Genomic DNA, 21,565 nt, shown 5'->3' with positions numbered 1-21,565 from the left:
GGGCGTGGGTCCAGCGCCACGCCCATTCATGGCAAGACCGGGGAAGAACCAATGCATCGCCTGTCCCACGTATCCATTCGCCGCTTCCCTGTCGCAAAGCTCGCAGCATGCATGGCTGCGTTCGGCGTGATCATCGGTGGCGGCCTTCCCTTTCTTGCTGTCGCACAGGAGGACGCGGCGCGTTTTCATCACGCACCGCTATCCGTCGACGACGTGCGCAACCCTTTCGCCACCCAGGCAAACGCCGTCGACGCGGGCAAGGCGCTGTATGCCGCGCATTGCGCGGCATGCCACGGTGCATCAGCGCAGGGGAATGGCAACGTGCCGTCCCTGACCGGCACGAAGGTCAAGCAGGCATCGCCAGGCGCCCTCTTCTGGTTTATCAGCAAGGGGGACATCAACGATGGCATGCCCGCGTGGAACAGTCTGCCTGAGCAGGATCGCTGGAATCTGGTGAGCTTCGTGCAATCGCTGAGAGCCGGCGCCGACGCCCCTGCCAAGTCGGTCGCCACTGCCTCGATGACACCTGGCCACTGGCCCGCACCCAAGGCGCCGTTCACCGATTTTCGCTACGAATCGCCGGGCGCCAGCCGCAAGATCACCGTGGCCGACCTGCCCGCCCCTTACGCCACGGCATCTGCCGGCAATGCGCCGCAGCTGGTGGCACGCCCAGCCGACGCATGGCCCAAGGCCCCACCGGGATTCAAGGTGGAACTGTTTGCCGACGGCCTGGATAACCCGCGATTACTGCGTACCGCACCCAATGGCGATGTCTTCGTCGCGGAAACAGCTGCGGGGCGCATCACGGTGTTCCGCGGCATCACGGCAGACGGCCATCCCAGGGAAACCCACGTCTTCGCCAGCGGACTCAACAAGCCGTTCGGCATCGCGTTCTACCCGGCCGGGCCGCATCCGCAGTGGATCTATATCGGCGATACCGACCAGGTGGTGCGCCTGCCCTATAAGGATGGGGATCTGCAGGCAGCAGCAACGCCCGAACCTATCGTCGACCTGCCTCATGGCGACGGCGGGCATGCCACGCGCGATGTGAGCTTCTCCCCCGACGGCACGCGCATGTATGTATCGGTGGGTTCCGCCACCAATGTCGACGACCCCGACACGACGCCAACAGAGAAGCATCGCGCGGACATCCTGGTGTTTCGCCCCGACGGCTCGGATATGCAGGTCTATGCCTACGGGATACGCAACGCCGTTGGACTTGCGGTTGATCCGAAAACCGGCGAGCTCTGGTGCTCGGTCAACGAGCGCGATGGACTGGGCGACAACCTCGTGCCGGATTACATCACGCATGTACAACAAGGCGGATTCTACGGCTGGCCCTGGTGGTACATGGGCGCCCACCAGGACCCGCGCCACGCCGGCAAGCATCCGGAACTGGCGAGCAAGGCCATCGTGCCGGACGTGCTGCTCAATTCCCACAGTGCATCGCTGCAGCTCATGTTCTACACGGGCGAGCAATTTCCCGCCGACTATCGCGAGGATATTTTTGCGGCGGAGCATGGCTCCTGGAACCGATCGGCACGCGCGGGCTACGAAGTGATACGCATCCCACGCCACGGCGGTGATCGGGCCACCGGTGAGTACCAGGATTTCCTCACAGGCTTCGTACTGCCAAGCGGCCAGGCGTGGGGCCGCCCTGTCGGCGTCACCACTGCCAGCGATGGCTCTTTGCTGGTGAGCGATGACGGGTCAAACAGCATCTGGCGTGTGAGCTACCCCAGGCCGTAAGCACGCACGCTCCAACCGCCTCCATGATGGAACCTCACGTTCATGTTGCAACTGAAGCACAGCCTCAAGACGCGGCTGGCGATGATTCTTGCTGCGCCCGTACTGCTCTGCCTGGTGATCGCCGCCATGGGCATCAAGGGAATCGTGGACGCGGATCAACGCGCCACGCAGCTGTATGAGCAACTGGTCGCCCCCAGCCAGGCGATTGAAAATTCGTACCGCGGCACTCTGATCCAGGCGATACAGATGACCGAGGCCATGTCTTCCAGGGACCCTGTGCTTCGCAAGGAACGCCTGGCTCTCATCGATAAGCTTCAACAGGGCATCGACCGGCAATTTGGCCGGTTTCTGCAAAGCCCGAAGACCGAAAAGCTAAAACCGATCGCGACCGCCATCGAGCGTGATCACCAGGCATACCAGCTGGCAGTTTCCCGAGTGCTTGGGTTGCTGCGCGACGGCAACGACGAAGCGGCGTTCGCGGCCGAGACCAGCGATGCCCGCCCCCACGGACTCGTGCTGTATCAGGACATGGAGAAAATCTCGCCTGAGCTCGACCGGGAAATCACCGCGTCGCGCGAGCAGGATATGGCGACGTACCGGGCCATGCTGATCGCGATGCTGGCCATCCTGCTGATCGGCGGCGCGACCTCTGGTCTGTGCGGCTGGCTGCAGATCCGTGCCATCGGGCATAGCATCGGCAACATCCAGGAGGCGCTGTTTGAGGTCAGCACCACGCTGGATCTGACCTGTCGCGCACGGATCGTGCGCATGGATGAAATCGGCCATACGGCTGCGGCGCTCAATCATCTGGTCGACCGCGTCGGGCAGGCGCTCGGCTCCGTACACGATTCCATAGGCTCGGTGAGCGTCGCTTCACACAAGATAGCGACTGGCAACGCCTTGCTCTCCTCGCGCACCGTACAGCAGGCCGCATCGCTGGAGGAAACCGCGGCCAGCATGTTGCAGCTCACGCAGACGGTGAAACAGAACGCCGCCAATGCGCATCAGGCAAATGCGCTGGCAGTGAACGCTGCGCAAATGGCTGATACCGGCAACTACGCCGTGCAAGCCATGGTGCAAACCATGGGCAAGATAAGCGAGAGTTCGATGACGATCTCCGAGATCGTTGGCCTGATCGAAGGCATCGCCTTCCAGACCAATATCCTGGCGCTCAACGCTTCGGTGGAAGCAGCGCACGCCGGCGCGCTGGGCCGTGGTTTCGCCGTCGTAGCCAGTGAGGTACGCAGCCTCGCACAACGCTCAGCCACGGCTGCCGTAGCGATCAAGGAGCTCATCGGCTCGTCCGTGGCGATCATCCAGGATGGCTCGATGCAAGCCGCGGACGTCGGCGGGATTATCGGCAACGTCCAGCAGGCCGTTAAGCAGGTCTCCGTCTTCATCGGTGAGATTGCCGCCGCCTCGGAGGAACAGAGCAACGGCATCGAGCAGGTCAACCAGGCCGTGACCCTGATGGATCGGATGACCCAGCAGAACGCGATCCTCGTCGAAGAAGCGGCCACAGCAGCCAGCTCACTGGATGGCCAGGCCCTGCAACTGAAGGCAGCGGTGGACGCATTCCGGCTGGCTGCGACGTGTTAGCAACAGACGGATACGAGGATGGGGAGGTGAAGTCTCCCCTCCCCATGAGCTCAGCCTGCTGGGATCAGCATGATCTTCGTGCGCTTGACTCCCTGCGCTTGTCAGGCGCGCTTGCCGAGACGGCGATAGATCGCGGAAATATCCAGTTCGCCGAGGCCCGCGTCCACCGCCTCCGACCATACCTGGTGGATACGCTCAAGCGCCGGCATCTGGATGTCCCTGGCGACGTCCAATGCCAGGCCCGCGTCCTTGACGCCCCACGCAAGCGCCATCTGCGCATCGAAACGACCGTCCTTGATCATGTCCAGTTTGACCTTGGCATACGGCGGTCCCAGCGGGCCGCCTTCGAGAGCCGACCAGAACTCGTCCGTGGTGAAGCCAAGCATCTCGGCCAGTCGGGTGGCTTCGGCGATGCCCTGCATCATGGTGATCAGCCATGCATTGACGACGAGCTTCATGCGCGAGCCGGCGCCCACCTCGCCCAGCCACTGCGTATGACTGCCAATCGCCGAAAAGGCAGGCTCGATCGCACTTGCGGATGCACGATCGCCACTGGCCAATATTCTTATCTTGCCCTGTTCGGCAGGTCCCTTCGTGCCGGAGACCGGCGCATCGATAAACGTGATGTCAGGGCGAATGGAATGGATCGCTCGGGCCAGATGCATGGTCGACCCGACACCGATGGTTCCCATCTGCGCGATGACGGCTCCTTTTGGCAAGCTCGCCAGTGCGCCGTGCTCACCGAGCAGCACGCTTTCGGTGATCGTGCCGTCGGGCAGCATCGTAATTACCACGCCCGCACCTTTGGCGGCTTCGCGCGGCGTGTCGGCAATCTGTGCTCCCGAGAGGCTTTCGGCACGGACTCGACTGCGATTCCACACACGCGTCGGAAAATCATGCTTGAGCAGATTGCTTGCAAAGGCGTGCCCCATGGCGCCAAGGCCCAGGACTGCGATGGTTGTTTTTTCAGTCATGCGAAATAGTCTCCGTCGGGCGAACGTTTTCATACAGATCAAGCGTGGTCGGCACACTCACGCCTGGCATCATCGCCGCGACGTGTTGGCGTTCATGGCACTAATTTGCAGCCATGCGTCTGGCACGCAGACGCAACACCTGCGTGAGCGCGAAACCGAGCACCGCCGCACCGGCGGCAAAGCCATAGATGGCGGCGAAGCCCAGGCCAGCGGCGACCCAGCCGCCGACCGGGCCGGCCACGGCCATGGCGACGTCGAGGAAGGCATAGAACAGGCCGATGGCAGCGCCCCGGCTGTGCTCCGGAATGCGCTGCACGGCTTCCAGGCCAAGCGATGGAAACACCAGCGAAAAGCCCAGGCCGGCAATCGCAGCTCCCGCGGCCGCGGCAAGGGCATCGCTGGCCATCCACAGTGTCAGCAAGCCGATGGCCTCCACCGCGAACGACGCCATGGCGACCTTGTAGCCGCCCACCCAGTCGATCGTGCGGGCAAACACGAAGCGCGCACCGACAAACGTCGCACCGAACACGCTGAGGCTGGCCGCTGCCCCGGTCCAGTCGTGCGCGGCGAAATACAAGGTGATGAAGGTTGCGATGCAACCGAAGCCGATGGAACCCAATGCGAGCCCCACGCCATAGGGAATCACATGAGCGGCTACGGCACGGAATGGCGAGCGTTCGCCGCTGACGATCGCGGTGGCGGGCTTGCGGCAGGCCCATGGCAACGCCAGCAGCATCAGCACCAGCGTCGTCGCGCCGATGGCGGAGAAACCATAGGCATGCGCGAGCGTGACTCCCAGCGGTGCACCCGCCGCGAGTCCGCCGTAGGTAGCCACGCCGTTCCAGGAAATGACGCGCGCCGTGTACTGATGACCGACCTGCCCCATGCCCCAGGTGATCGCTCCTGTTCCCACGCAACTTTCGGCGCAGCCAAGCACCAGCCGCGCCAGCATGATCATGCCCAGACTCAGGATGGGTTGCCGCGAGAGCAGCACAGCCAGCAACAGCAAGCCTCCGCTGGCCGCGCAAAGCAAGAGGCCGGCGAGCACGGTGTATTTGGGTCCGAGCGAGTCCGCCATGCGCCCGGCGTGGGGACGGCTGAGCAAGGTGGCCAGATATTGGGTGCTGATCGCCAGTCCCGCCAGCATTGCGCCGAAACCAAGCGTGCCATGCACGAAACCTGGCAGCACTGCCAGCGACAGGCCGATGGTCAAGTAGGTAGCGAAGGTGAAGGCAACGGTAGTGAGGATCGGCGCAATCACGGAGGGGCGGCGAGCCATGCCAACCACCGGTGCGGAGCAGGATTCAGTCATGGGAAAGTCGTGCGCAGCAAAGAGCGGGAGCGGGTGCCTAGGCACCCAGAGCATGGCGTCGAATCAAGTACTACGATGCAGCATGACGTGAGATTCACGCTGAGCCGCTGCCGACCCCGATTCAAAAGGCATCAGCGATACCGCCTTTTGATGAGGCCGGTCGAGTTCCGGGTAACGCGACGTATCATTCATAAGTGGCCTCGGAGCCTGACAGTCGCCACTGATACTGCGCGCGGACCGAGGCATTGAGAATGCCCGCAGACGCGAATGATTTTTGCAAAAATGGGCAGGCCCCCACGCGACGGAGAGGAACGAGAGTGGATTACTTCGCTGCCATGCGCGCGTTCGCTCACGTCGTGGAGCTGGGCAGCTTTTCGAAAGCGGCGGAGGAGGAAGGCATCAAGGTCTCCACCGTCTCTCGATACATCAGCGCACTGGAGAGCGATCTTGGGGCCTCCTTGTTCAACCGCTCCACGCGCGCACTGCATCTCACGGAAGCGGGCCGCCATTTTCACGCCAACGTCATACGCATCCTTGATGACCTGACGCAGGCGCGGCTGGCGGCGACGTCGCTCAATGCACGCCCCCAGGGGCTGTTGCGGCTCAATATTCCGGTGGTGTTCGGCTGCCGGCACATCGTGCCGCATCTGGCCGACTTCATGGCCGAGTATCCGGACATCCGCGTCGACGTCACCCTGGCCGACGAAACGGTCGAGCTCATCGCCAGCGGTTGTGATCTTGCCATCCGCATGGGCGTGCTGAGCGACTCTCGACTGATTGCCAAGCGACTGGCACCGCATCGGCGCACCCTGGTGGCCAGCCCCGCCTATTTGCAGACCTCTGGCGCCATCAAGGAGCCTCGTGATCTGGAAGACCATCAGTGCGTGCTGTTTGCCCTGCAGCCAAGGAATACCTGGCACTTCCTTGGGGACGACGCCAAGCGCGCGCCACCCCAGGAGGTGGCCGTGCATGGCAGGTTTCGGGCAAATCATTCGGAGGCCCTGCTCGATGCCGCGCTGGCAGGCCTCGGCATCGCGCTGCTGCCGACCTGGCTCACCGGCAACGCGATCGCCGAGGGTCGCCTGGTGACGGTGCTTCATGAATGGCATATCCAGGCTGCGGCCGGGCCGACGCCCGCCATTTGGGGGGTCTATCCGCCCAAGAAAGTGGTCCCTCCGAAAGTGCGGGCGTTCCTGGCTTTCATCGAAAAGCGCTTCGGCGAGCCTCCTTACTGGAGTCGCATGGATGCGCACGCCAACGAAGAAGCGTAGTGGAAGAAATGACGGCGCGCCCGCCCGCGCGTCGTTCTAAAAGGGGCCGCTTTCTTCGCGTCCGCGACCTACGCAGCATGCGCTCGCTCAAACACGTGCATCACGCCGCGGCCATCGTCTCGTGCATGGGAGGCCCGCGTGGCGATCCTTCCCCTTTGCGCAAAAATCATTCGCGTACAAGGGCATTCTCAGTGTTCACGTTTGCGCGCAGCATGCCGTGCGTGACGCGTGCAGCGCCCTCTCTTACAAGGCTATGCACGTCGCTGCGGTCTGCCATGCATAAGGACCCGTGCCGCTTGCTGTTCTGATCCGTCGTCTGCTTGTCATGCGCCTTACAAGCGACCGATCGACATGTCGCGGCCCCTCCCGACTCCGCAAGATAGACCTTTAGGCAAGCCTTGGGAGCGCATGCCGAACGCTCCTGACATGCGCTTGGTTCGTCCATCCCAACGAGAAGAACTCCATGAACTCTCTTGTCGCTTCGCGCCCCTCCATGGTGGCCAGGGCCATCTATGGCCTGCTGAACCCGATTCCGTTCGGCCTCTTCGTCGGCGCGTTGATCTTCGACGTCATCTATGCGCGCAGTGCCATCATTTTGTGGGGCAAGGGCGCCGCCTGGTTGATCACGTTCGGGCTGCTGTTTGCGATCGTCCCGCGCGTGCTGAATCTGGTGCAGGTGTGGATCACCTCCCGGCGCACCGCCATGGGCTCGGACAAGCTCGACTTCTGGCTCAACCTGGTGGCCATTGCCGCTGCGATCGTCAATGCCTTCGTGCATAGCCGCGATGCCTACGCGATGGTTCCCGCCGGCGTCTGGCTCTCGGTCTGCACGGTCACGTTCCTTGCCATCGGCCATCTCGTCATGGCTGCCCAGCACTCCACCTCGGGGAATCTCGTCCATGAGTAAGCTCGTCAATCAGAGCGCGTTGGCGCTGGCCTTCGTGGCTATCCTGGGTGGATGCAGCGAGAAGGCATCCTTCGAGCCCGCACAGCAGTCGGGCGGCGACCCATCACTGCCCTCGGCTCAAAGCTTCCTGGTCCCGCCGATGCAGGTTCCCGATGGCGTCGGCTGGAAGCACGGCCAAGCGCCCACTGTGGCGGACGGACTGAAGATCGAACCGATCGCCAGCGGACTCATCCATCCGCGTCAGCTTTATGTCTTGCCTAACGACGACGTGCTGGTGGTGGAGTCCAACGGCCCCGGCACCGAACCGGTGACCACGCCCAAGCAGCTGATTGCCGGCATGGTGAAAAACCGCTCCGGCAAGGGCGCCAAGGGCGGCAACCGGATCACCTTGCTGCGCAAGAACCGCGACACCGGTGAGTGGGAACAGCACATCTTCATCGCACACCTGAACTCGCCCTTCGGCGTGCAGTTGATCGGTGATTGGCTCTATGTCGCCAACACCGACGGCATCGTGAAGTTTCCGTACGTGAGCGGCGAAACGCAGATCACTGCGCCTGGCGTGCTCTTCGCCGACCTGCCCGGCACCATCAACCATCACTGGACCAAGTCCCTGCTGGCCAGCCCAGACGGCAGCAAGCTGTACGTCGGCGTCGGCTCCAACAGCAACATCACCGAGAACGGCCTGGAAGTGGAATACCGGCGCGCCGATATCCTGGAAGTCGAAGTGGCTTCCGGCGCGAGCCGCATCTACGCTTCGGGCATCCGCAACCCGACCGGACTGCAGTGGGATCCGCAAACCGGCAAGCTCTGGGCCATCGCCAATGAGCGCGACGAAATCGGCGCCGACCTCGTGCCGGACTATCTGACCTCCGTGCAGGAAGGCGGGTTCTACGGCTGGCCCTACAGCTATTTTGGTCAGCACGTCGACACGCGCGCCATGCCGCAGCGACCGGATCTGGTGGCGAAGGCCATCAAACCCGACTACTCCATCGGCTCCCATGTCGCACCGCTGGGCCTGCTGATCTCCAACAGCAACGCGTTGCCTGTGAACTATCAGGGCGGTGCGTTCATCAGCGAACACGGCAGCTGGGACCGTTCGCCGCTGAGTGGCTACCAGGTCGTCTTTGTCGCCTTCAAGGATGGCAAGCCAGTTGGTGTGCCCGAGCCTGTCGTGGCTGGCTTCTACTCGAAGGATGAGTCGCAGCTCTACGGTGCCCCGGTCGGACTCGCGCAAGACGCAGATGGCGCGTTGCTCATCGCGGACGATGTTGGCAACACCGTCTGGCGGGTGACCAGGAGCTAAGGTGAAACGTCGGTGGAACGGGCGCAATTCTGGAATGAACCAGTGACGGATCTGACCTATGTCGCATTGAACGCAGCGGGCCGCGGATATCAGGCAACCCTGCGTAGCCTGACCAAGACACCGCTGGCCGCTGCGCTGGCGTTGTCGGCGGCCTTGCCAGTGCATGCGCAGACGAATGCCGCGCAGACCACCCTGCCCGCGATCGAGGTCAATGCCAGCCGCCTCGATATCCCGCCGTTCGACGTGCCCGCTGCGCTCAGTGTGGTGCAGGTGGATCCCGGCAACGCCGGCCGACCCGGCGTGAACTTCTCCGAGGTGTTGGCCGGCGTGCCAGGCATCCTCGCGCGCGACCGGCAGAACTACGCGCAGGACGAGCAGATCTCGATACGCGGTTTTGGCTCGCGTGCCACGTTCGGCGTGCGCAGCATCCGCGTCTACATGGATGGTATGCCTGCCACGCTGCCAGACGGCCAAGGCCAGGTGTCGCAGTTCAATCTCGACTCGGCCGACCGTGTAGAGGTGTTGCGTGGACCATTCTCGGTGCTCTACGGCAATGCCGCCGGCGGCGTGGTGCAGCTGTACAGCGCCGACGGCACCACCGTGCCGCAGACCACGCTTGGTGTATACGGCGGCAGTTATGACAGTTTCCGTTTCTCGGCCGATACGCGCGGCATCATAGGCCCGGTCGACTACAACATCGCCGCTTCGGAGTTTCTCTCCGGCGGCTATCGCGAGCACAGCCGCGTGCGACGCGAATCGGACAACGCCAAGTTCGGCATCGATCTGGGCGAGCAACGCAAGCTGACCGTCGTACTGAACCGATTCAGTCAACCTGAAGCGCAGGATCCACTCGGGTTGACCCGCGCGCAGGTCGACCAGAATCCGCGCCAAGCCACCGCGGTGGCCACGCAATACAACACGCGCAAAAGCGCCGAGCAGAACCAGCTCGGGCTCATTTACGAGCAGGCGCTGAGCCACGCCGATGAGCTACGCGCGATGGTGTACTACGGCCAGCGCGACATCACTCAATATCTGTCGATTCCGCCGTCGGTGCAGGCCAACCCCCTGCAGTCGGGCGGCGTGGTATCTCCGGAAACGCACTATGGTGGTGCTGATCTGCGCTGGACCCATCGGGGCGAGCTCGGTGGCGGTGACTACGAAACCGTGCTCGGCGCCAGCGGCGACTACCAGATCCAGCACCGCACCGGTTACGAGAACTTCGTCGGCAGCACGCTGGGCGTGATGGGCGCACTGCGCCGAAATGAGGACGACAACGTCGACAACGTGGCGCAATACGCGCAGTTCTACTGGCACTTCACGCCACGGTGGTCGGTGCTGCTGGGACTGCGCCACGATGAGGTGCGCTTCACCGAACACGACTTCTACATCACCCCGAGCAATCCCGACGACAGCGGCCACGTCAACTACAGCGCCACCACGCCGGTGCTTGGTCTGCAATATCGTCCAAGCGATGACCTGCGGCTCTACGCCAGCGTCGGCAACGGTTTCGAGACGCCCAGTTACGACGAGTTGGGTTATCGCAGCGACGGACAGGCTGGCCTCGCCTTCAACCTGAAACCGGCCCGCAGCCACAATGACGAGGTCGGCGCCAAGTGGCAGATCACCCGCGGCATCGAGCTCGATGCTGCAGCGTTTCGCGCTGACACGCACGATGAACTCACGGTGGCCACCAACATCAATGGACGCGCCACCTACCAGAATGTCGGGCACACGCGTCGCCAGGGCGTCGAGCTATCCGCTACCGGCGAGCTGGCGCCGGACTGGCGGCTCAGCGTCGGCTACACCCATCTCAAGGCGCGCTTCCTCGATGGCTTCCTCACCTGCACAACCACGCCCTGCCCGGTGCCGACCACGCCGGTGGCCGCGGACTCACGCATTCCCGGCGTGCCCGAGGATTACGGCTCGCTGAGGCTGGAACACGGCAACGGCAGCGGTTGGCGCGAGGGTGTCACGGTGACCGGCGTAGGCTCGGTCACCGTCAATGACATCGACACGCAGCGCGCGGCTGGTTATGGCCTGATCGACGTGGATGCGGGTTACACGTTCAACCTCAGCGACACCACCCGGCTCGACCTCAGCGCTCGCGTCAACAATCTCGCCAACCGCCGCTACATCGGCTCGGTCATAGTCAACGATGGCAATGGTCGCTACTTCGAGCCGGGGCCCGATCGCAGCATGATGTTTGGCGCGCGTCTCCGTTTCTGAAACGACCATCGCCACGTAGCCTTGAGTGCTAGCTGAGACCTGATGCGCTGTGACTGGGATTTCAGGCGGTCGAGCGATCGCCGTACCCACGATGCCTTGCCCTAATCGACGCCGCCCGGCGGCCGCGCGAACTCAGCGCGACCGCCCACTCCTTTCACGATCAACGAGGTCCGCTCTATGGCGGAAGCCGGCGCTCGGCAGCCCCGCGTTCAGGCCGATGACGGTTGCGCGTGGCCCCAAGATATTTCTCAGTACCTATCGCCGAAGACTCAACCGGCGTGCCGACCAGCTAGGAAGCAGTAAAAATTCACGATTGGCGCCGCATTTTTTTGCTGGGCTTGCCAAACTGTCCTTCAATTTTATTTGACATACCAATAGCTCAAATTGCGCTAGATTGGGAGGCGAAGGTGACGCAGTGCACCAGCGTCATCGGCATACCTTAGACCTGTGGAGACTTGTGATGCCTTTTGTAACCTTCACCGTGCGGCGCGGCCTCAGCAGTGCCGACAAATCCCACTTGTCTGCGGCCATGCTGGAAGCTCAGGTGGCTGCCGGCTTTCACCGGGATGATCGCTTCCACCGCTTTCTTGAAGTCGGCCCGGATGACCTTCAGGTGGATGCCCGTTTCCCCGACTACACAGCGGACAGAACCGATCGCTTCATGGTCGTAGAGGTCATCATCTCCAAAGGGAGGCCAACAGAAACCGCCGCCACCATGGCGGAGGAAGCGGTCCGACTGTTTGGCGAGCGCCTGCATCTGGCGCCTCAAGACGTCCTGTTCATTTTCCAAGAAGTGGATCCGAACCTGCCGCGCTTTCCCGCAGAATCGATCAACCGAGCGGTGTCCGCAGGTGCCTAAGCCGTCGAAACGCGATCAGCTCTTGGACGCCACGAAAGAGCTACTTTGGGAAGTGGGCTACGAAGCCATGTCGCCTCGCGACATTCAAGCCCGAAGTGGCGCCAAGCCTGGCAGCCTCTACCACCACTTTCCTTCGAAGCTGGCGATAGCGCAGGCGGCGCTGGACGAAGCGGCGGCGGTGGAGATCGCACATCTGGATGAAATTTTTTCGGCCGACCTCCCGCCGCTGGAAGTTGTTCGAGCCTATCTTCTGCTGAAGCGTGAGGCCTTCCGCGGCTGTCGGCTTGGGCGCCTGGTTCACGAGGCCTCCATCGAACATGAAGAACTTCGGCGACCGGTGGCGGCTTATTTTGATACCGTCCGTAACCACCTCGCGCAGTCACTCGCTCAGGCACAAGCGGAAGGATCACTGGAGGCGCGCCTCGATCCCGAGAGCCTGGCTGTCTCTCTCACCGCGCTCGTTCAGGGCGGTTACGTCCTCGCGCGAACATTCCAGGACGAAGCATTAATGCGCCAGGCTGCCGACGGAGCCCTGGCCCTCATTTCCAACGTCTCTGGATCAACGTTGCAATGAGCGCATCGATCGAAATCTTATCGGTCGCCTTTGCAACTGTCCAAAATGGTGGCTACGTCACGGCCCCCTTTACGGGGCGGGCGCCCCGTGGAAGTTCAGCATACTCTCGAGCCTGTCCGCGACCCACTCCTGCTCGTGAGGTGGTGCGCCCTCAAGAATAACGTCGGCTTCGCCGGCAAAGGCAGGCCAGAAGTCCGCAGGATCGGGATGCGAATCAAGAAGGCCTGGGAGAAAGGCCTCAATGCGGTTCAAGGCTTTCTGGAGTTGGGCGCGAGTATCCATGGGCGAAACCTATCTTGTGTCTTTCTCACAGCCTGAGACCGACAATCCTCAGAGGGAGAACCCGACGCCCGCCAACGCGATCGGGCGCCTTTCCGCGGTTGAGTGTCTCGAGTGAAGGTGCTGATAGCACTAATCGTAAAAGGCAGGTAGCAACTTGAGCGTGTCGGTTTGCTTCTTATCGTGGTTGATGAAGATCGTTGCTTTGTACGTGGCGATCAACCGCTTGATTTCTTCCATCGATGCGATGGAAGCCGCGCGATCCGTATTAAGGGTGGGCACTACGTCGTTCCGAAGGTTTTCCGCAGAATGGGCGACATCACCGGACAGGATGATGAATCCGGATTTCTTCAGGTGCACCAACAGCGACTGGCTGCCGGGGGTGTGCCCGGGTGTGGAAATCAGAACGACGCTTCCGTCACCGAACACGTCAGTGTCACCATCGAGTAGCTGCAACTTTTTCGGCGTACCGAGGAGCTTGCGCGCCAAGGCCATCAACTGATTGACGTTTTCGTTGGGTCCGTTGCTGGAATGGATCCAGTTGTATTCAGCCCGCTGGATCAAGACCGTAGCCTCAGGGAACAGATTGACGTTGCCTATATGGTCTCCATGCGTGTGAGATACGGCGACATAAGTGATATCGCCGGGTTTCAGACCAATCGCGGCAAGCTGGCTGGTCAATGATTTGTCCAGGTGATACACGATCAACTTGGGTAGTGTCGACCAGCCTCGTGGATCGTTGAGCGTAGCCTCGGGAACACCCGTGTCCCAGAGCAACCATTGAGACCCGTGCTTGATCAGCCAGCAAGTTGACGAGAATTCAATGTCTCGCCCAACGTTTTTTCCCGGAGTCCATACCGACTCGTCATTCGCAAGCGAGTGGCCGCAATCCAAGCGATAGAGGCGCTCAGCTACGCCGGCAGTTGAAGGATCGGGTAATGGCGAGGCGGCGCTCGCACCGGCCACCCCCATCATCAGAATCAACCCGGCCGCCATAGCCAACATGGCCGTTACCTTCGCTTGTCTCACCATGACTGTATCCTCGTCGAATTGAAAAGCGCAGCGAATGGCCATCACGCAACTGGCCGGCCGCCCCTTCGCCATAGCATCACAACAGATCAGATCGAACGATCGCACCTTGGTATCGGAGCGCGAACAGAGCGTGACGCGGAAGGCCAGACCATCCCCGCAATCGGTGTGCTCCGTCGTTGCTTTAAAAGCACTTCAAGAGGCCTAAGGCAGGCCCAAAGTCCACGACGATTCGGGGTCGCGCAACCGGCGTGCGAGTATTGGCGAAGTGCGCCAAACACCTTATCCATACCCCCGATAATGAGCCCTGATCACCGCTGCTCGGCGGCCGCGCGAGTTCAGAGCCACCCTTCCCTTCTTCGTGACCCGAGACAACATACGACAATTTTGCCCGCGATTTTGGCCTGCGCTTTGTCCCCGGCTACCACCCACCCTCACTCGTAGACTCGCTGCTCAATTCTCCGTTCGAGGAGTAGAACTAAACCCTTCCCGGCGACGTGAGCCCGAAGGCCATTGAAGCGCTCAAGGTGGTGCCGATGGGTGGCGGGCATTCCCATGCAGTCGTCCAGTGATTGATGCGCGTTAGGCAACACCGTCATCACTCCGGTATGGCTAGCACCGTCCCCAGGCGAAACCTACGCTTTGATCTATACCAGCGGCCGTTCTTCTTTCGACGTCCCTGTCCACGCCGGGCTACCGAAGCAGTTGCTCCAGCAAATCATCAACAAGTTGTCTGTCCTCACTGGAAACGCTCAGATGTTCTTTAAAGCTGCATTCTTCGTAAAAAATGTACCTGACTGGGAGAGGGCCATCCGAATCAGCCTCGCGATTACCTTCGCCATTGCGAGTGCTGCGCTTCTCCCCTCACCCTGGAACTGGATCGGCGCCTTGACTTGCATTGGTTTCGGCATAACAGGTGTCGTGGGCTTCTGCCCGGCATGCGCGCTGGCAGGTCGGCGTATAGCTCGGAGCCATAAACGATCCGATGCTCGATGGTGACAGTCAGCCGCGTCGCTGACGGCCTCCTGCCATTGCTCAGGCGCTCGATCGTAGAGACAGGCTTGCTCAGTAGGTAATCAAACCAAAGCAAGGTGAACGAACGTACACCTTGGCGTTAAATCGTCCGCAAGAATCACGGTGTAAATCATGAATCAGTTCAACAAAGTCATTTTTGGCGTGTCGCTCACGGCCGCCTCCCTTGGGTCCGCCATAGCGTCCGACATCCCCCTTGAGCCGGTCACACAGAAATTCATCGACGGCCTGGCATCTGCAGGTGGGCCACCGCTCTACACATTGCCGCCTGACGCGGCTCGCAAGGTCCTCGCCGGCGCGCAGACATCTGTCCCTGTCAGCATGCCTGCCGCCGATGTGGTCCATCGCACTATTGCCGTAGGCCCCAATGGTCGCACCAATATCGTGGTGGTCCGTCCGCATGGCGCCAAGGGTGTATTGCCCGGGGTTCTGTACTTCCACGGCGGTGGCTGGGTCCTTGGCGACTTCAACACGCACGAGCGCCTGGTTCGTGAGCTGGCCGTCGGCACCGGGGCAAGCTTCGTTTTTGTGGAGTATGACCGCTCACCGGAAGTGCATTACCCCGTTGCGATCGAAGAAGACTACGCCGCGCTCAAGTACGTCGCCGAACATGCGGGCGAGTTCGACATAGATCCGTCGCGTCTCGCCATCGCAGGCGAAAGCGTGGGCGGCAACGCTGTGGCAGCAGTGGCGCTGCTCGCCAAGGAAAGAAAGGGACCCGCCCTGCGCGCACAGGCCATGTTCTATCCGGTGACCGATGCGAGCATGTCGACCGCGTCGTATAGCCAGTTTGCTGAGGGTCCGTGGCTGACGGCCAAGGCCATGAAGTGGTTCTGGGATGCGTATCTACCGGACGCCACGCTGAGGAAGGATATTCACGCCTCGCCCATCAACGCAACCAAGGAACAGTTGAGCGGATTGCCGACCGCGCTGCTCCTGACCGACGAAAATGACGTGCTTCGTGATGAAGGTGAAACCTATGCACGCCACTTGTCTGAAGCCGGCGTACGTGTGACCAGCGTGCGCTACAACGGCACGATTCACGACTTCATGCTGCTAAATCCGATCGCAAACACGCCTGCATCGCGGGCCGCGATCCAACAAGGTGTGGACTTCCTCAAGCAAAATCTGAGCAAGTAGTACACAGGGTAAGTGGTCGATGCGTGCCACACGAGCGTTGGGGTGGCACGCATCGAGGATTCTCTTCATGGAGTGCCCGCTCTCGGTTGAGACCTGAGGCAGGAAGCAGGCACTTTGTCGTAAGGAGGCGATGCCATCCAGGGAGACTCATGCCTCCGATGCCTCTTGCAATTCACGAGCTGCTCCGGCTTGACCCAACAAGCGGTCAGTACTCCCAGAGAGTCGGTACCCAACGGAAGACATCGCCGTCGACCGCCACCCGGCAATAGGGAAACGACACATGCGCGGCCACCGCCGGCTCCCGCGTTCGCGCGAGTTCTCGCAAGAGTCGAACCCGCACGCGGACGGCTTCCTCGGGGTCGTGATCGAAGGCGTTGTACCACTCGGGGCGGTCGAAATGGTCCTGAAACACCGCATCGCCAAGGAACGTGAATCGGTCGCCCCCAGACGCCACGCGCACGACGCTGTGCCCGGGGGTATGGCCGCCAGTGCGGCTGACGACGACCCCTGGCGCCACCTCGTACTCCATCTCGAACGGCCGCAGCTGGCTGCGGTAAACGGTGACAAACCGCTCTTCGGCCGACCGTAGCACCTCGGACATTCCGCCAAATGTGTTTCGGGAGAAATCGGGCGACTTCCAGAACTCAATCTCGGCGGCTGCTAGGTGGATCGGCACACCCGGACGCAACCGACCTTTCAGCCCTTCGCCAAGCAGCCCGCCAACATGGTCCACGTGCAGGTGAGTGATCACCACGTCGGTCACGGATGCGGGATCGATACCGGCGGCCATGAGACGGTCTGCCAATAATCCGGAGGGCGTGAACTCATCGCCTATGCCAGAGTCGATGAGCACAGTCCGATCGCCGCTGCGGGCCACGACCACGTTCACTGGCCACTTGAACACGTCCGATGGGAGAAGTCTTTCGTCCAGCCAGGCCGCGAGCTCGGCCGGCTCGGCATTCGTAGCCAGCGTCTCGGGCGGCAGCGGCAGCACACCGTCGCTGATCACCAAGACCTCAATGTCACCAACCTGTAGCGCGTAACGCGATGGGACCAAGGCGGCGAGACTTTGCCTATCGGGGCGAGAAGTTGAATCCAAGCTCATGCTTGTCTCCTTCCAACCGTATTGTCAGCAGACTCGTTGCCTGCACAACCGCGAGCGGAAGTCCGATTGTCGCGCCCGATCGCTATTGCCTACAAGTGTCACGTTCCCATCTTCTCCTTTGCTCGCGGCAATCACATGGTTTTCATGGTTCCGCTTGAGCGGGGCAGCGTCGAAAGACTGCGCTACACAAGTCACTAACGCATTGCCAAAAGCTTACCCATCCAGGGCGACAAGACGATCGTGTGGCTCGGCAGGCGTCATGCCCGTCGATGTCGTTTGATGGGTCGATCAGTTGGCGTGGTGACAACGATGGTGCAGACCAAGTGGGCGTTTGTCGGCCCATGCACCCCGCTCCCTTCAAAGAGGCCTGCATGTCATTTCCACCCTGGTCCCGGCCCTAGACACCGCCAACACCCCTGCGGGTGGGACAATGCCTCGCCCAAATCGAATCGAAATACAAGGGGAAGGACGCAGGAACGGGTCCAACTCACCAGATAGTGGCTGCCATGAACCCCACCGACCGCGGAATGCTGCTTGGCTTTGGCGTCTTGCTTCTGGATTTCCTGGCGTGGCGCTTCCTGAAGCTCAGCCAGGAGTGGGCCCGTTTTGGGATACGACTGAGTCTCTTCCTGCTGCTCAGCTATGTTTTGTGGACCGCACGACTGAGTCCATTTCAAGTCGCTCCCTGGCCAGACCGAACCGTACGGCATCTCCTGGCACAAGCGGTCGAATTCCTCTGGTGGCTGCAGCTCGCGCAGATCTCGGCCGCCGTGCTTGGAAAAATCGTTCTTCCATCCGCATTGCAACGTGAGCGATTGTTCCAGGACATACTGAGGGCAATCGTCTTTGTTGCCGCAGCAGTCGCCGCGGTGGCCTATGTCCTTGAGCTTCCCGTGGGCGGGCTGCTCGCCACCTCAGGCGCCATGGCAATCATCGTCGGTCTTGCCGTCCAGAGCACATTGAGCGACGTATTTTCCGGCGTCGTGCTCAATGCGACCCAGCCGTTTCAAGTTGGCGACTCGGTAACCATCGGTGACACCCAGGGCAATGTCATCGACAGGACCTGGCGGGCCACGACGTTACTGAACAGTCGTGGCAATTATGTGCTGGTGCCAAACAGCGTGGCTGCCAAAGCCAACATCGTCAACTTGAGTCGCCCACCCCAGATTCACGGCATCACCGTGCGAATTCGTCTGTCGCCAGCCATTCGGCCTGCACTGGTGATTTCCGCCCTGGAGGACGCCATCAGCAGCACGACTGACGTCCTGGCTCATCCCGCACCCGTGGTCTCTGCGCTCGGGATACACAGAAAATTCATCGAATACGAAATCCTGGTCTACGTTGCGTCGGCCAACAAGAAGACGGGCGCGCAGAATCAGGTCATCGATCAGGTCCATCGGCATTTGAACGCCCATGGCATCTGCCTCGGGCAAGAGCAGCAAAGCGATGAGTTCACGGGCAACCCGGAGAGACTTCTACGCAATATCGAGATGTTCAAGTCCCTGAGCGCGGCACAGATCGAACAGTTGGCTGTTGCCTCCGTAAGGCAGGCGTTTTCCGCAGGAGAAATGATCTACGACGTCAGCTCTGATTGCCCGGATGACGAAAGAGCGCTTTGTATCGTGGCATCCGGAGTCGCCGTCCTGCTGGCTCCGCGCGAGGAAGGAAACATCGAGCTGCGAAGATTGGCGCCGGGTGATGCCGTTGGCCGGTCCAGCATCCTTACGGGGGTGAGTTCCGGCATCAGACTTCAGGCGCTAAGCGCTGTTTCGGTTATTCGGCTAAACAAGGATGCGGTCACTCCGCTACTTCAAGAGTTTCCAGAGCTCGCGAAATCCATGCTCAGCGACCTGCTCGCGTTTCAGGCGCAGGAAGCCGAGCTGCTGAGGGGAAGCACCCATCAGGCAAGCGAAAAGGAAGGGATATTCCAGAAGTTGATGGATGGCTTGCGGCGGCTGCATGGCGTCGCGCGGAAATAGCAGGCGATGCTCTCTCGTGATGTCGCTGATTGAGTCCTGCCGGTTTCTCGCCTTGGTTGGAATGCCGGCCGCTTCACTGACGGCAATGCCTACAACGCCTGATCGCTGCCTAGCCTGAAGGCAATGGAGGCATCCGTCGCGATCGGTTGCGGGGAATCCATGGGCGTTTCAAAGTGACCACCAAGCCGATTTCCGGAAGGGTCTTCCAGCGTGCCTCGAATGACGAGTCGATATTCACCCGGATGCCACGCCGCGCCTGGCGTGAACGTCCAGGTCGTTTCGCCTTTGAGCAATTGAGCCCTGCCTTCGACAAGTCGATCGTCAGCCCCAACCACGACCAGGTAGTCAACATCGCGACCGTCGATCGGAGCATCGAGGGTGACGACGAGAGGCTGTCGTGAACCCGGGCTCACCTGCGACAGCCGCCACGCGGACACGACCGGGCCGTTCGCGTCCACGGGGCCTATATGCCAATGCTGGATAGGGCGTCCATCGAAAGTGAGGACGATGTCGTCGCCCTCGCTCAGGATAGGGCCCCATTGTTCGCGCGCAACCAGACCAGTCTTCACACGCCCAGGATGCAACAGAAGAGTCAGGATCTTTCCGTCGGGCGACCACAATTCCTGCGGGAGGAACGGCTCCCGAACCGTTCGTCCGTCGGCATGTGCCAGGGCGATACGCGACAGTACTTCACCTTCGACAGGCGCCCCGAAAACAACCGACAGGCGCAGAAGATTGGCGGGAACCTCGGCGCCCGAGGGCTGGACGAGAACGACCTGCGGCGTTGGCTGCCCGGCCCTTGCGACTTGCCATACCGCCGCAAGGGCCAGGGCCCAGAGCAATGGTCGCCAGCGCACGGCTCTAGTCCGAAGCCTTGATGAACTCAGGCATCTCTTCATCCTTCAGCAACATGTTGACGTACTGATGCTGGGGCTTTTTGCCCTTGAAGCTGAAATCGGGAAACGTGTACTCGGAGATGTGATCCGTCAATCGGAAGCTCAGGTCTTTGCCCATGGAGACCAGTTGCAGAGCATCGCGCTGCAGGTCACGGCGAACGACGACAAATGACTTGTCGTCGAGATTGTCCAGGCGCATCACGCCAGCAAGCGGGGCCTCCCCCACATCGAGCCCGGTGATCTGCCCGTACGGAACTTGCTTCTCAATGCCGGGGCGAGCGCGTGCTGCGTCCAGCTCGGACACTGGAATGACATCCGCTATGCGGTTGTAGTTGACAAGCATGAGGAAGTCCTTGGCCTTCCCCTGCCCGGCACTCGTGAATGAGACCATATCGGCGGGTGTATTGCCGTAGCCAAGTTCGGCCACCGTCTTCCCGCGCACGTGGGCGCCATCTTTCAGATCATCCAGCGGGATGATCACCAGCGGTGTGCACGTGTAGGCGGCAACGAGATAGGGCTTCCCGCCAAGGTTCGCGAAACTCATCGCGCGGATCGGCGCGCGCGTCTCGAGCTGGTCGTGTCCGCCATGGAAAATCTCCAAGGAGGTGATCGTCTGCTTGGCGTCGAACGGGTAATGGATACGCCGCAGCGTCGATGCGAACTCCTGGTTCGACAGTCCTGCGACGAAAAGCTCACCATCACGCCATTTCATGTCGGTGACGGTGTAGCTGCGCTCAGGACTTTGCTTCCAGAATTTCTCGTTCGTCGCAGGGGCGTCGCGAAGCGCTATTGAGGTTGAATGAGCGGCCTTCAGATCGATCCTGTGCGCTTTCTTGTCGCTAGTCACGAGAAACAGCGCCGGCGCCTTATCCGGACCGTAACTGATCGCTACGTAGACTTGCGCTGTTTTGGGACGAACCACCATGTCCTCGACGGTGACCTTTGCGCCGCCGACCTGCGGCGAAAGCAGCGCCTCCAGGTCGAGGACATTGAACGTCGTCCCCACAGGTTGCGGCGACGCCGGCGCAAGCTCGATCGCGTGAACTTCCGCGGATTTCCAGTCGGCAACGAAAAGGATGTTGTCGGGCCCAGCCGCGAGTCGTGAGATCGACTTGACGTCTGCGGCGAATGCATGGGCGGCTAGGCCAAAAATGCAGGCCATGGCAATAATTGAGCGGCGCATAAAAACCCCCTCGACACGACTATGGAATGAAATTCCGGGTGAACCGAAGTCATCGCCCGTCTTAGCTTGCTCGTTCTGCAAGAGGTGGTCGAACAACTTGGTATCTTGCGCCGATGCTAGGGAATCTCCAACGCTCGCCGCCAGGCGT

Annotated in this window: 18 protein-coding genes; 11 read left to right on the top strand and 7 right to left on the bottom strand. The window is 61.3% G+C overall.

Annotation, left to right across the window (positions count from 1 at the left end; genetic code table 11):
• Positions 1-111: 111 nt before the first annotated feature.
• Both AB4Y82_RS06605 and AB4Y82_RS06600 read left to right on the top strand, forming a co-directional pair.
• Positions 112-1,749 carry a PQQ-dependent sugar dehydrogenase gene (locus AB4Y82_RS06605; RefSeq protein WP_441611180.1) on the top strand — a complete coding sequence of 546 codons (1,638 nt, stop codon included), beginning with the start codon at positions 112-114 and terminating at the stop codon, positions 1,747-1,749.
• Between the two features lie 42 nt (positions 1,750-1,791).
• On the top strand, positions 1,792-3,348 hold the full coding sequence (locus tag AB4Y82_RS06600) for a methyl-accepting chemotaxis protein (RefSeq protein ID WP_441603871.1): 1,557 nt from the start codon (positions 1,792-1,794) through the stop codon (positions 3,346-3,348).
• 101 nt (positions 3,349-3,449) lie between these two features.
• Here AB4Y82_RS06600 and AB4Y82_RS06595 read toward each other — a convergent pair whose 3' ends face one another.
• Together AB4Y82_RS06595 and AB4Y82_RS06590 are read right to left on the bottom strand one after the other, a co-directional pair.
• Positions 3,450-4,322, bottom strand: coding sequence for an NAD(P)-dependent oxidoreductase (locus AB4Y82_RS06595; protein ID WP_441603872.1), 873 nt, complete (start codon positions 4,320-4,322; stop codon positions 3,450-3,452).
• Positions 4,323-4,422: 100 nt separating this feature from the next.
• Positions 4,423-5,634 carry an MFS transporter gene (locus tag AB4Y82_RS06590; protein ID WP_441603873.1) on the bottom strand — a complete coding sequence of 404 codons (1,212 nt, stop codon included), beginning with the start codon at positions 5,632-5,634 and terminating at the stop codon, positions 4,423-4,425.
• A 317-nt stretch (positions 5,635-5,951) separates the two neighbouring features.
• On the opposite strand from AB4Y82_RS06590, the gene AB4Y82_RS06585 reads away from it, so the two are divergent.
• The 6 genes from AB4Y82_RS06585 (at position 5,952) to AB4Y82_RS06560 (ending at position 12,774) form a co-directional block, all read left to right on the top strand.
• The gene (locus AB4Y82_RS06585) at positions 5,952-6,905 is read left to right on the top strand and encodes a LysR family transcriptional regulator (protein ID WP_441603874.1); all 954 of its coding nucleotides are present in this window, start codon (positions 5,952-5,954) and stop codon (positions 6,903-6,905) included.
• Between the two features lie 463 nt (positions 6,906-7,368).
• Positions 7,369-7,812 carry a DUF2231 domain-containing protein gene (locus AB4Y82_RS06580; protein WP_441603875.1) on the top strand — a complete coding sequence of 148 codons (444 nt, stop codon included), beginning with the start codon at positions 7,369-7,371 and terminating at the stop codon, positions 7,810-7,812.
• Positions 7,805-9,115 (top strand): PQQ-dependent sugar dehydrogenase, encoded by a 1,311-nt coding sequence (locus AB4Y82_RS06575; RefSeq protein WP_441603876.1) that lies wholly within the window; start codon positions 7,805-7,807, stop codon positions 9,113-9,115. Before AB4Y82_RS06580 ends, AB4Y82_RS06575 begins: the two co-directional genes overlap by 8 nt.
• A 51-nt stretch (positions 9,116-9,166) precedes the next feature.
• Complete coding sequence (locus AB4Y82_RS06570) at positions 9,167-11,341, top strand: TonB-dependent receptor family protein (RefSeq protein ID WP_441611223.1); 2,175 nt, start codon at positions 9,167-9,169, stop codon at positions 11,339-11,341.
• A gap of 460 nt (positions 11,342-11,801) precedes the next feature.
• Complete coding sequence (locus tag AB4Y82_RS06565; protein ID WP_441611179.1) at positions 11,802-12,200, top strand: tautomerase family protein; 399 nt, start codon at positions 11,802-11,804, stop codon at positions 12,198-12,200.
• Positions 12,201-12,222: 22 nt separating this feature from the next.
• Complete coding sequence (locus AB4Y82_RS06560) at positions 12,223-12,774, top strand: TetR/AcrR family transcriptional regulator (RefSeq protein WP_441611178.1); 552 nt, start codon at positions 12,223-12,225, stop codon at positions 12,772-12,774.
• A 69-nt stretch (positions 12,775-12,843) separates the two neighbouring features.
• Here the strand turns inward: AB4Y82_RS06560 and AB4Y82_RS06555 are convergent, their stop codons facing one another.
• Together AB4Y82_RS06555 and AB4Y82_RS06550 are read right to left on the bottom strand one after the other, a co-directional pair.
• Positions 12,844-13,056, bottom strand: coding sequence for a hypothetical protein (locus AB4Y82_RS06555; RefSeq protein WP_441611177.1), 213 nt, complete (start codon positions 13,054-13,056; stop codon positions 12,844-12,846).
• Between the two features lie 129 nt (positions 13,057-13,185).
• Positions 13,186-14,085 (bottom strand): N-acyl homoserine lactonase family protein, encoded by a 900-nt coding sequence (locus AB4Y82_RS06550; RefSeq protein WP_441611176.1) that lies wholly within the window; start codon positions 14,083-14,085, stop codon positions 13,186-13,188.
• A gap of 753 nt (positions 14,086-14,838) precedes the next feature.
• On the opposite strand from AB4Y82_RS06550, the gene AB4Y82_RS06545 reads away from it, so the two are divergent.
• Both AB4Y82_RS06545 and AB4Y82_RS06540 read left to right on the top strand, forming a co-directional pair.
• Positions 14,839-15,081: a YgaP family membrane protein gene (locus tag AB4Y82_RS06545; RefSeq protein ID WP_441611222.1), complete on the top strand. Its 243-nt coding sequence runs from the start codon at positions 14,839-14,841 to the stop codon at positions 15,079-15,081.
• 147 nt (positions 15,082-15,228) lie between these two features.
• Positions 15,229-16,254, top strand: coding sequence for an alpha/beta hydrolase (locus tag AB4Y82_RS06540; RefSeq protein WP_441611175.1), 1,026 nt, complete (start codon positions 15,229-15,231; stop codon positions 16,252-16,254).
• A gap of 205 nt (positions 16,255-16,459) precedes the next feature.
• Here AB4Y82_RS06540 and AB4Y82_RS06535 read toward each other — a convergent pair whose 3' ends face one another.
• Positions 16,460-17,359, bottom strand: a complete 900-nt coding sequence (locus AB4Y82_RS06535) for an MBL fold metallo-hydrolase (RefSeq protein WP_441611174.1) — start codon at positions 17,357-17,359, stop codon at positions 16,460-16,462.
• 506 nt (positions 17,360-17,865) lie between these two features.
• On the opposite strand from AB4Y82_RS06535, the gene AB4Y82_RS06530 reads away from it, so the two are divergent.
• Positions 17,866-19,338, top strand: coding sequence for a mechanosensitive ion channel domain-containing protein (locus AB4Y82_RS06530; protein WP_441611173.1), 1,473 nt, complete (start codon positions 17,866-17,868; stop codon positions 19,336-19,338).
• An 89-nt stretch (positions 19,339-19,427) separates the two neighbouring features.
• On the opposite strand, the gene AB4Y82_RS06525 is transcribed toward AB4Y82_RS06530, so the two are convergent.
• Together AB4Y82_RS06525 and AB4Y82_RS06520 are read right to left on the bottom strand one after the other, a co-directional pair.
• Positions 19,428-20,195 carry a hypothetical protein gene (locus AB4Y82_RS06525; RefSeq protein WP_441603880.1) on the bottom strand — a complete coding sequence of 256 codons (768 nt, stop codon included), beginning with the start codon at positions 20,193-20,195 and terminating at the stop codon, positions 19,428-19,430.
• 4 nt (positions 20,196-20,199) lie between these two features.
• The gene (locus AB4Y82_RS06520) at positions 20,200-21,513 is read right to left on the bottom strand and encodes a hypothetical protein (protein ID WP_441603881.1); all 1,314 of its coding nucleotides are present in this window, start codon (positions 21,511-21,513) and stop codon (positions 20,200-20,202) included.
• Positions 21,514-21,565: the final 52 nt, after the last annotated feature.

This window comes from Dyella sp. 2YAF14 (assembly GCF_052114725.1).
Lineage (GTDB): Bacteria > Pseudomonadota > Gammaproteobacteria > Xanthomonadales > Rhodanobacteraceae > Dyella.
Note: the sequence above shows the minus strand (reverse complement) of the source record. Positions and strands in the feature narration are given on the sequence as shown.